Genomic DNA, 9,653 nt, shown 5'->3' on the forward strand with positions numbered 1-9,653 from the left:
GGAAAAAGAGGAGGGTTAGAGTTTGTAGTCAAAGCGTCCCTGAGTGACTTTGATGGTGTCACAGCCGGGCTGAAAAAGCTTGAAATTGAACGTGCCTGAAACAATTCCTTGCGCGAGGTCGAGCCGAGAAATAGTTAACTGGCCATCCATCTTCAAACCTGGCGCATTGTAATATTCGTAGCAGGAGCCTTTTATCCCAGTGCTATAGTAGACACCGATAGTTTTTCCATCTATTGGATAGGTGCCTGTCTTGGTAACCGGAGCCCCAGCAATGATGAAATATTGAGTGTCTTTTAACACATCGACGTAGCGATAAGCGCGGATTTCTAAATCACCGCCCGCGTAGCCGGAGTCATAGACAAGGCGGTAATTTGCCGGGCCGACGTTACCACTAGGAGTCCAAGGCTGTCCATTGAGCAGGCAGCCGAAGGTGTGTTGACCGGTCTGAGTAGCCGGAGGCAGCTGGTCTTCAGGCTTGGCTGGGCTAGAGTCATTTTTCTTGCATTGGCTCAGGCCCAGCAGGGCGGCCAGCAGCAGGGAGGTTGGGGGTAGGCGCATAGAAAAGAAGGGGTTAAGGGCGGTGAAATGTACAAGGCAAGAATTTAATTTTAATAAATTCTAGTATTAATTTTTAATTATTAGCAGCACTGAACCACGGAGCTCGACAGCTTCGAGCAGTGGGCTAGTAAAAATCTGGCTGGCTGGGTAAGCGAAATAAGTAGCCAAATGCTTGTAGTACTCCCCAAAAACTGGACAGTCAAAGCGGGCTAGCTTAGCTCGATTATGACCCCCAAACGCACCCGCCGTCGCTACACGGCTGAGTTCAAAGCCGAGGTGGCCCTGGCCGCGCTCACCGAGAGCCAGCCGCTAGCCGAGTTGGCTGCCCATTACCAGCTGGCCGTAACCCAAATCACGCGCTGGAAGCTGCAGTTGCGCCAGCAGGCGGCCCAGGTCTTTGCCGATGCACCGACGCCCGGCGCAGCCGTGCTGGATGTGGAGCCCCTGTACGCCGCCATCGGCCGGCTGCAAATGGAAAACGCGCTGCTAAAAAAAACGCTCAAGCCATGTCAGTAGTCCAGCAACGCGCGCTGGTCGCCCAACCGGACTCGGGCAGTTCGGTGCTGGCCCGCTGCCAGGCGCTGGGCCTCTCGCGCAGCAGCTTCTACTACCAGCCTTGCGGGGAGAGTGCCTATAACCTGGAGTTGATGCGCCTGCTCGATGAGGAGTTTACGCAGCACAATTTTAAAGGTGTGCTCGGCTTGCGTGACCACCTGCGCCTGGCGGGCCATGCCGTCAACGCCAAGCGCATCCGCCTGATGGGCCACGAGCCGGTCTATCCTAAACCGCGTTTAAGTATTCCTGGTCAAGGTATTACCCCCTATCCATACCTGCTGCGGGACCGGCCGGCCACGGCGCCCAACGAGGTGTTGGTGCCGCCGGGGCGGCACTTTAAGCACGGACATTACCTACGTGCCCCTGGCCAAGGGTTTCCTCTATCTGGCCGCCGTGCTCGACTGGCACTCGCGCTACGTGCTGAGCTGGCAGCTCTCCAACTCGCTCGACGTGGGCTTTTGTCTGCAGACCCTGGCTGGGGCCCTGCGCGTGGCCCCGGCCCCACACATTTTCAATTCCGACCAGGGCCGCCAGTTTACGAGCCTGGCCTACGAACAGGCCCTGCTGGCCACCGGCTGCCGCATCAGCCGCGACGGCCGGGGCCGGGCCACCGACAATGCCTTTATCGAGCGCCTCTGGCGCACCGTCAAATGGGAGCACATCTACCTCAATCCCGCTGACGATGGCCACCACCTGCACCACCAATTGCAGGCGTACTTTGCCTACTACAATTACCGACGACCCCACCAAAGCCTGGGAGGCCAAACGCCCGCCCAGGTCTTCGCACAACCCTCGTTCACCAAAGCATAACCCTATTACTTAACAAATCCCGCTAAACTGTCCAGTTTTTGGGGAGTAGTACAGCTGGCGGAGGCAAATACCTCGCAAAGCAAAAAGGCGGCAACTCATAGTTTAAACGAGCGCTGCATACGGTTATCCTGAATGTAGTGAGCCCTTTCGCATGAGCCCCCGTGCAGTAGTGCGAGTTGAGTCAGTAGACGTAAGCACGGTCCTAGGCAGTATGAGGACGGCCCGCACGCATGCGACGACTGTCTTGAGCAACTTGGCCAAGTCGGTGCAACTCAAGACCAGCAAGTACGATTCCAAAACCGAAAAGGTAGCGCAGGCCATCGCGCTACGCACCACCGGCTTATGCTTGCGGCAAATCGAGCGAAAAAAGGCATTGAGGTAGTCAGTTGAGCTAAGAGCTTACACAAAGCTGCTATAGCACAAGTCCCAAGTAGCCTAGAGTAAATCTATGCCCCCAGCTGCTATAAGAAGACTTTATTTTGCTAAAATTTTAAATTATATTAAATTTTTATATATTTAAATAAAATTAAATTATTATTTTCCATGCGTCTACCCCCAACCTCCCTGCTGCTGGCCGCCCTGCTGGGCCTGAGCCAATGCAAGAAAAATGACTCTAGCCCAGCCAAGCCTGAAGACCAGCTGCCTCCGGCTACTCAGACCGGTCAACACACCTTCGGCTGCCTGCTCAATGGACAGCCTTGGACTCCGGCGGGTAATCCATTTGGCGGACCACTGTTTACGGCAGAACATTCGCGTGGCAACTTCTACTTAACCGCTAATCGAGCTATTATGGCCAATGGCGTCGAAAGCACTCAGCGAATCCAAGTAGAAGTTGATAGTATCACTACCTATGGGTGTTGTTAAACAAATAGGGGAAAACCTCCGACTCAGGGACGCAGTCAACTTATATTCAGGTTTAACACGCTGTTATCCAATTCAATGCTTGGCATAACGGTGTGGGCGATACAGTAAATGTTCGTTTTCGCTATTCTGCTTCGATGGTCTTAAGGGACGTGTAAAACTATTGTCTCACGCTATTCTTATGACGCATTTGTGCCTTATCAGTACCATTCAAGCCGCTTAGCTGCCGAGTCGGAGGTTTTCCCCTATTTGTTTAACAACAACCCTTTGAGGCGGAATAGGCGTGTTGGGTTGGGGGTGTAGGCTCATCAGCGGAGGATTTTAAGGTGCCTCTGAAAATAGCTTTTTTACCTCAAAATGAATTCGCCAACAGTATCCTTTTGCAACGAGAACCCCTGATAGCGTTTAAACATACGTTTTCTGAGATGGGCCGCTAGCTCAGGATTCCTTAGCGTTGTTTTCCGTTCCTACTATTGTGCGACCCCGAATTGAAGTGAAAAGCACCCGCTGCCCCGTGCTAGGCTTTGTTCCCACCATCGTGTAGGCCGGTTACTTCTACTGCTTGAGCCAATCGTGAGCCAATTCACCTGCTGTAAAAAGCACCTCTACAGTGCTCATTCACCATTTGCACTCGTGTATTGGCTTGTGGTGAGCCAATCATGAGCCAATCAACCGGTACACTGTCCCGGCCCCGCGGGTCCCGGTTTTCTGCAGGTAGCCGCCCTTCTCTAACTCGCCCAGGTAGCGCGTGGCCGTGGGCTTGCTCACGCCCAGCTGCTGCTGCACCACCGTGTTGGTGATGCTACCGTGCTGCCCGGCGTAAAGCAGCACCGGAACCAGGTCAGCGCGCACGCCCTGCTGCTGCCAGTAAGCCGGTGAGTACTCGGTGAAGGCCACCACGAACCCCGAGGCCTCGAAGTAGAAGCGCGGGGCCGGCAGGTGGACGGCACGGCACTCGTTGAGTATCTTCAGGGTACCCCGGCCCCAGGATTCGATGTAGCCGGCCCGGAACAGGGTGTTGGCCACATCCGGGTTGAAGGGCTTGGACGGGTGCTTGCGCAGCAGATTATCCACCGTCCAGGTGTCGGGCAGGTGGCCTTCATTCCAGAACTGCAGCTGGTGCTCATAGACGCTAATCTGCACGGGCGTGCCGCCGCTGTAGTCTTTGTGGGCAAGGGCGTTGAGCAGGGCCTCACGAAGGGCAGCGGCGGGGAACGGGGGCTCTTCCAGGCGACTGGCGCCCTCGTAGCGCACCTGGGCCTTGGTGTACTTGGTCTGTAACAAGTTCAGCGTGCGTTCCACCTGCAGCAGCAGCGGCCCGTGCACCTCATCCTGGTAGCGTAAATCGTCGTCCGTTGCAAAGAAGCCAATCTTGACGTAGGCCCCGGTGATGAACTTCTCGGGTGTCGGGTGAAACAGCAGCACCGCCGCCCGCTTCAGGTAGTCGCCGTCCACCAGGTTCAGGTTGTCGAGCAGCGCCGCGTTGCTGTCGTGCAGGACCTGCTCATCCACGCGCCCGCTTTTGGCGGCGCGCTGGCGGAACAGGTCGAGGGCCTCGGCCGATAAATCGGCCGCCGTGACGCCCGGCACCGGCACGCCGTCCCAGCGCTTGCCTTGCTTGCGCAGCAGAAACGCGCTCAGGGCCGGGCCCTTGAGTTCCTGCTTAGTGCTGCCGCTGCGGTAATGGTACTGCCCGCGGTAGCTGATGGGGTAGGGGTAGGGCTCGACGACAATTTCCAGATACTCCAGTCCGCCTTCCTCGTGCCGGTTGACCTCGACCAGAATGCCCAGCAAATCGCGCACCTGGTTGGGTAAGTCTTCCAGCAGCTTGCGAATGTTGGGCAGGCCCACCACCTGACCATTGTCGTTTTTGCCGAGGTAGATGCGCCCGCCCTGCGCGTTGGCAAAGCCGCAAATCCATTTGAAGTACTCCTCTCGCCACGACTCCTTCCACTCGATGTTCTGCTGTTCGCGGGCGGTGCTCATAGGTGACGTAAACGGGGCGATGGGTAGGCTACAGATTTAGAGCTTGCTGCACGATTAATTGAGCCTCTGCGGCCTCCTTCTTTGCATCCAGCTTGGCTTGTTTGGTATCTTCCAGCGCCTGTTTGCCGGCTCGTACAAAGGCCGCGTTGCAGTAGCGGAGCTTATCATCAATGTGCCGGTTCGAGCGGTTCTTCAGGTCCCAGGCCCGCAGCAGCTCCAAAGCGCCCTCCTGCTTAAGAATGGGCGCGTATTTGACGATGTTCGCATCGGTCACTTTCCATTCCCGGAGCCGCTGAATGATGCTGCCGGTCGCCGAGTTTTCCAGCCAGGAATCCGGAATGTCTTTCAGCGTCGGTCCTTTCTTCAAATCAAACCGAAAGCGAATGATTTTCTTGCGGCCCCGGGTAGGCCGGGTAGTTTCGTAGATGGGGGTGAAGGTAAACTCGTAGTCGGTGCCGGCCAACTCCTTTTCCGGCTCCTTCATGGTGTTATCAATGAGCAGCTTGGTGTTCGGGTACTTCAGCAGTGGCTCCCCGTCTTTGCCCTTCTTGACCTGGCCGCGCTTGTCGTACTCGTACCAGCAGTCCATGTATTGTCGGTATTCCTCCACCGGGACCTCCCAGCGTCCTTTGTCATGCCAGGCCGCCAGAATCTCAAAAAAGCGCATGCTGTACCAGCTTTTCAGATTCATGTAGCCGTGCAGCGGGAATTTGCTGTAATGGGCGGCCTTCACCAGGTAAGGCGCGAGCTGCGGGTTGAGCAGGATGGTGATGATGCCATCCTTGTAGCCGACCCGCTGCTCTTTGGTCGTATCGAGCAGGTGCCGGAAGTACCATTCCTTGCGGTCGATACTCTCAAATTCCCACTTCATGTCGGCCAGCTCGTAGAGCGCGCCCTTGATTTTCGAGTAGGCCGTATCGGCGTCGATGTCCGTCCCTTCGATAATGGAGGAGATGTGCAGCTGGTAATACTCTCGTAGCTGGTAGTCATTGTCGCGGATTTGGTCGATGACCCGCGCCATGATGCGCTTGCCGTAGACGGAAATCTTCTTCTGGTGAGCAAAGGTGACGTTCCAGTGCTGCTTGACCTCTCCCCGGTATTCGGGCTCATACTTGAGGCCCAGCTCCAGCATGGGCGTGGAGGGGGAGCGGGAAATGCGTTTATCGGCCATAGGAGGATAGCTGCAGCAGTGGTCCTTTCCTACGCAAGGTAGCAAACAAAGTCTAAAACACTAAGGTGTAGATTTAGCCACCTTACCTTTTACAAGGGGGGCCACACCAGCGACGTTTGCTGGCCGGCTTTACCTATCCAAACCTTAGCTTTTGAAGGACGGCGCCTAGTTTCCCCCAGCAATAGTACCTGTCCAAACCTTACTTTTTGAGGCTTTCGGTTGTGGATAACTACCTGTCCAAACCTTAGCTTTTAGCTGTCCAAACCTTACTTTTCTCCGGTGTCAATCTGTCCAAACCTTAGCTTATGCTGCCTCAGAACCTGTCTGAAACTTAGTCTTTACCTGTCCAGAACTTAGCCTTTGGCTGTTTACTCCTTATAGTAAACTAGTATGTTCATTTCAACTATCCAGTAAAAAAACAACTACCTAGTTTGCCGGAGAGGAAAGGTATATAAAGCTCGTAGGGATGTACCCCAACGGCACAAGGAAAACAAAAAACAAAGCCCAAAAAGGTAAAAAACTGGGATTGCACTTTTCTACTATTTTATACTACTATTCTTATAATGGTTGGCTTATTTACTATGCCCCTAAGCTAAGACCTAAACTTATCAAGAAGCAAAGGCGCCATCAACAAGCCAGCGCGAAGCGCTTGCCTTCCGCATGGCCTCTAAAAATCCCACAAAAGTGCCCACACGTTACGCAAGACCTTCGATTCAGGGAAACACTTGCAGTTAACGTTTTAAGCGCTGCTGAGCGCAAAAATGGGAACAGCTAAGAACTGCAGCTTCCGGAGGCTGTCAAAGTATTAAAAATGGCCTTAGAGGAGTCAAAAAGTGTGTTTATCCTATCACCCAGGGCACTATCTACATCGCCAAATAGAGCGAAACACAGAACCCCGACGTTGTGGCGACGCCAGGGACTTGGAAGTGGCCTTAGTATCCGCGCCGGAGCGCAGCGTGCTAGGCTCCAGCCGCGAGAGGGGTGGGATTGAACGATAACCACGATTTAAAGCACCAGGCCATGCCGAGTGACGAGCTGGATTTTTTAGAAAAGCAGCTTGCTGCCAACGAGCTACTGAGCAGCACCTACGGCGAGGAGACGCGTCACACCCATGAGGATGTTTTGGCAGTTCTGCCCGTTGCCACCGAGCAACTGATGCAGTACACCAGTTGCCAAACCTCCCGGCGCTGGATTGATTGGCGCGTGACAAAGCCGAAGGCCCGCCGGAATTAGCCAAACCTAATCTAGGAGCTATCTTTGAGACAGCTGCTATGCAGCGGGCTTTCCTCGAAAGAAGCCAAAGGCTCGATGGGTAGAGCAGCGAGAAGGAGAACAGGACTGAAATCCTGTTCTCCTTCGTCTATTTATAGCCCTGCTGTTTGTCGCTAAAGGGAGTCTGCGTCAAAGTCGGCCAGCTGCTTTTTGAAGTGTCCCAAGCGACCCTTAGTAGCTAAAAAAAACAGGTGGCGCACCTTGTCCTTTACCGGTCCCAGGTCGAAGCCGAGTAGCATCGCCTGATAGCCGAACACGCGCAATAGACTCAGAATAACTTTCGGCTCCGGCTTTATGAGCGGACCGTAGTACACGCGGTGTAATTGGTCAGTGTCAAGGGCAATGTTCAAGGCATCGCAGCATTCCAGCAGGTCGGGCAGGGTAGCCGGCGAATAGGAGCGCAAGTAGCCGCGCACCAGGCGAAGCGCATCCTCGTAGCTCACGCCCAGCGACGCATCAAATGTAGGAAAATCAGTGTCAAACTCGTCATCTGAATTGTCATCAAACATAACGCAGGAGTTGAGAGAGGCTAATTAGGGTAGAGCTGGCAGCCAGGGGTTATGCGCTGCCTCGCCCGCGGCCAGATAAGCTTGCCAGTCAGTGGCGGAAAGCACCACTTTCAAGAAGTCCTTTAGGCCAATGTCATTCTTTTCGAGGACGTAGCGCCGCAGGGGTAGGGAGTCGCCCATTTCCGCGAAGCCGAGTGCCCACATAGTGGCTTGGGCCTTAGCGGGCAGTCCTTCCAGCCATTCTAGGTAGTCGGCTTCGGTTATTATTATTTCGTGGTGGTGGAAGTAGCAGTACGTCGCATTGCCCCAGCGCAGGAGCTGCGCCAGGCGCTCGCGTTCCCGTGGGTTTTCTTCCAGGGCGAGCAGCGCTAGTTGGCTCTGGTGACAACCCTCGTCTGGATGACGAGGGACGAGTAATTCAAGCGGCTGGCGGGGCAGAGCTGGTAGCACAAGCGCAAAGTTAGGAAGTCAGTTTACGAGTAATAAGTCTTCCAGTCGGGTAGTAAAGGCCGGCGAACGCCATTGGGCCTTGCCTTCCCAAGGCGCCCGCGCTGGATTTCCAGCCGGGGATTTTTGGCCGCGAGACGGCACCGCGGAGGCCAGACGCACCGCGCCGCGGCCAAACCGCTGATTGAGCGCGTCCAGGCTCGCCATCAGGGCCGGCCGGCCGGCAGCAGCCAGGTTATCTTTCCGTTGTTCCTGCTGCGGCGCTACGGTAGGAGCGGGGCCAAACAAGGGGAGCTGCTGGCCGATACCCGGCGACTCTAGCCCGTCCAGCACCACGCCGGCCTTGTGGTAGGCCGTGCCTGGCTCCCAGATGCGGCTGAGCAGCGCACGGGCGTACCCGAGCAGCACGCCTGTGTCGGCGGTTGGTCCCGCCGGCAGGGTCAGCGTAGCCGAGCGCGAAAAGGGGGGCAGCGCATGGGCGCCGAACCGGTTTTGCTGAGATACACCGTTAGGACGTGGGCCGTATCGCCTTGCGCCCGCAGCTTTTCCGCCACCCGCGAGAGAAAGGTGGCCACCGCCGCCAGCACGTCGGCATAGGTCGTTAGCGGCTGGCCGAAGGTGCGCGAGCAGCTGAGGCTTTGCCGGCTGAGTGTCCCGTCTTCCGAAGGGTGCAGTCCCGCGCAGGGCCGGCCTTGCAGTTCCTGCACCAGCCGCGCTCCCACGACGCCTCCCAAATGCTTCCGGGCCCAGGCATCCGACACGCGGGCCAGGTCGGCCGCCGAGTCGATGCCCGCCGCCGTGAGCTTGGCGGCGTACTGCCGACCGATGCCCCACACATCGCCCACCGCTACATGTTTCAAGGCCCAGGCCCGGCGTTCGGCGCTGTCAAGGTAAAGTACCCCGTCCAGGTCCGGGTGTTTCTTCGCCAAGCGGTTGGCGAGCTTGGCCAGGGTTTTGGTAGGGGCCACCCCGACGCAGGTGGGAATGCCCGTACGGCGTTTCACATCGGTGCGCAGGGTCTGGGCAAGGTAATCCAGCCGGCCCAGGTAGGGTGTCAGGTGCTGCTCCAGGCCGTGCAGGTCCAGAAAGGCCTCGTCAATGGAATAAATCTCCAGGGCGGGCACCCGTTGGGCCAGGCAGTACATGACCCGCGCGCTCATGGAGCCGTAGAGGGCATAGTTGCTGGAAAACACGGCGGCGTTGTTTGCCCGCAGCAACTCCTTGACCTCAAAGTAGGGCGCGCCCATCGGCACGCCCAGGGCCTTGACTTCCGCGCTCCGGCTCACGACGTTGCCATCGTTACTGCTCAGGACCACCACGGGCCGCTTTTCGTAGCGCGGTTGGAAGACGCGCTCGCAGCTCACGTAGAAATTGTTGGCGTCGACGAGTCCGAACATACCTCGTTAGCTTAGAACGTGTTTGGGAATCGGGTAGCCCCAAAGAAAACGAGCCAGTAAGCAGTAAGCGGAGTTCCTAGGCTCCGC

General features: G+C 56.4%; 11 protein-coding genes. 4 read left to right on the forward strand and 7 right to left on the reverse strand.

Annotated elements, in window-relative coordinates:
* Positions 1 to 15: 15 nt before the first annotated feature.
* Positions 16 to 558, reverse strand: a complete 543-nt coding sequence (locus J4D99_RS18920) for a Riean_0653 family protein (RefSeq protein WP_208133304.1) — start codon at positions 556 to 558, stop codon at positions 16 to 18.
* A 225-nt stretch (positions 559 to 783) separates the two neighbouring features.
* On the opposite strand from J4D99_RS18920, the gene J4D99_RS18925 reads away from it, so the two are divergent.
* From J4D99_RS18925 to J4D99_RS18935, 3 genes are all read left to right on the forward strand, one after another.
* The gene (locus J4D99_RS18925) at positions 784 to 1,074 is read left to right on the forward strand and encodes a transposase (protein WP_208133305.1); all 291 of its coding nucleotides are present in this window, start codon (positions 784 to 786) and stop codon (positions 1,072 to 1,074) included.
* Between the two features lie 306 nt (positions 1,075 to 1,380).
* Positions 1,381 to 1,923, forward strand: a complete 543-nt coding sequence (locus J4D99_RS18930) for an integrase core domain-containing protein (protein ID WP_370551477.1) — start codon at positions 1,381 to 1,383, stop codon at positions 1,921 to 1,923.
* Positions 1,924 to 2,466: 543 nt separating this feature from the next.
* On the forward strand, positions 2,467 to 2,787 hold the full coding sequence (locus J4D99_RS18935; protein WP_208133307.1) for a Riean_0653 family protein: 321 nt from the start codon (positions 2,467 to 2,469) through the stop codon (positions 2,785 to 2,787).
* Positions 2,788 to 3,441: 654 nt separating this feature from the next.
* On the opposite strand, the gene J4D99_RS18940 is transcribed toward J4D99_RS18935, so the two are convergent.
* Entirely contained in the window at positions 3,442 to 4,770 is a 1,329-nt protein-coding gene (locus tag J4D99_RS18940) for an ATP-binding protein (protein ID WP_208133308.1), read from the reverse strand.
* A gap of 28 nt (positions 4,771 to 4,798) precedes the next feature.
* A complete protein-coding gene (locus J4D99_RS18945) occupies positions 4,799 to 5,941 on the reverse strand; it encodes a replication initiation protein (RefSeq protein ID WP_208133309.1) in 1,143 nt (380 codons plus the stop codon).
* A gap of 987 nt (positions 5,942 to 6,928) precedes the next feature.
* Between J4D99_RS18945 and J4D99_RS18950 the strand changes: the two genes are divergently transcribed.
* Positions 6,929 to 7,174, forward strand: a complete 246-nt coding sequence (locus J4D99_RS18950) for a hypothetical protein (RefSeq protein ID WP_208133310.1) — start codon at positions 6,929 to 6,931, stop codon at positions 7,172 to 7,174.
* A 152-nt stretch (positions 7,175 to 7,326) separates the two neighbouring features.
* Here the strand turns inward: J4D99_RS18950 and J4D99_RS18955 are convergent, their stop codons facing one another.
* Genes J4D99_RS18955 through J4D99_RS18965 form a run of 4 tightly spaced genes read right to left on the reverse strand, consistent with a single transcriptional unit; the run spans position 7,327 to position 9,566 of the window.
* A complete protein-coding gene (locus J4D99_RS18955) occupies positions 7,327 to 7,722 on the reverse strand; it encodes a hypothetical protein (protein WP_208133311.1) in 396 nt (131 codons plus the stop codon).
* A gap of 24 nt (positions 7,723 to 7,746) precedes the next feature.
* Complete coding sequence (locus J4D99_RS18960) at positions 7,747 to 8,172, reverse strand: hypothetical protein (protein WP_208133312.1); 426 nt, start codon at positions 8,170 to 8,172, stop codon at positions 7,747 to 7,749.
* Between the two features lie 18 nt (positions 8,173 to 8,190).
* Entirely contained in the window at positions 8,191 to 8,640 is a 450-nt protein-coding gene (locus J4D99_RS21885) for a DUF4113 domain-containing protein (protein WP_309509647.1), read from the reverse strand.
* The gene (locus J4D99_RS18965) at positions 8,610 to 9,566 is read right to left on the reverse strand and encodes a Y-family DNA polymerase (protein ID WP_236018739.1); all 957 of its coding nucleotides are present in this window, start codon (positions 9,564 to 9,566) and stop codon (positions 8,610 to 8,612) included. Before J4D99_RS18965 ends, J4D99_RS21885 begins: the two co-directional genes overlap by 31 nt.
* Between the last annotated feature and the right edge of the window lie 87 nt (positions 9,567 to 9,653).

This window comes from Hymenobacter sp. BT559 (assembly GCF_017571525.1).
In the GTDB taxonomy this organism is placed as follows: Bacteria; Bacteroidota; Bacteroidia; order Cytophagales; family Hymenobacteraceae; genus Hymenobacter; species Hymenobacter ginsengisoli.

Coding starts and splice junctions, on each gene's coding strand:
- J4D99_RS18920 (WP_208133304.1), bottom strand. CDS start 558: ATGCGCCTACCCCCAACCTCCCTGCTGCTGGCCGCCCTGCTGGGCCTG.
- J4D99_RS18925 (WP_208133305.1), top strand. CDS start 784: ATGACCCCCAAACGCACCCGCCGTCGCTACACGGCTGAGTTCAAAGCC.
- J4D99_RS18935 (WP_208133307.1), top strand. CDS start 2,467: ATGCGTCTACCCCCAACCTCCCTGCTGCTGGCCGCCCTGCTGGGCCTG.
- J4D99_RS18940 (WP_208133308.1), bottom strand. CDS start 4,770: ATGAGCACCGCCCGCGAACAGCAGAACATCGAGTGGAAGGAGTCGTGG.
- J4D99_RS18945 (WP_208133309.1), bottom strand. CDS start 5,941: ATGGCCGATAAACGCATTTCCCGCTCCCCCTCCACGCCCATGCTGGAG.
- J4D99_RS18955 (WP_208133311.1), bottom strand. CDS start 7,722: ATGTTTGATGACAATTCAGATGACGAGTTTGACACTGATTTTCCTACA.
- J4D99_RS18965 (WP_236018739.1), bottom strand. CDS start 9,566: ATGTTCGGACTCGTCGACGCCAACAATTTCTACGTGAGCTGCGAGCGC.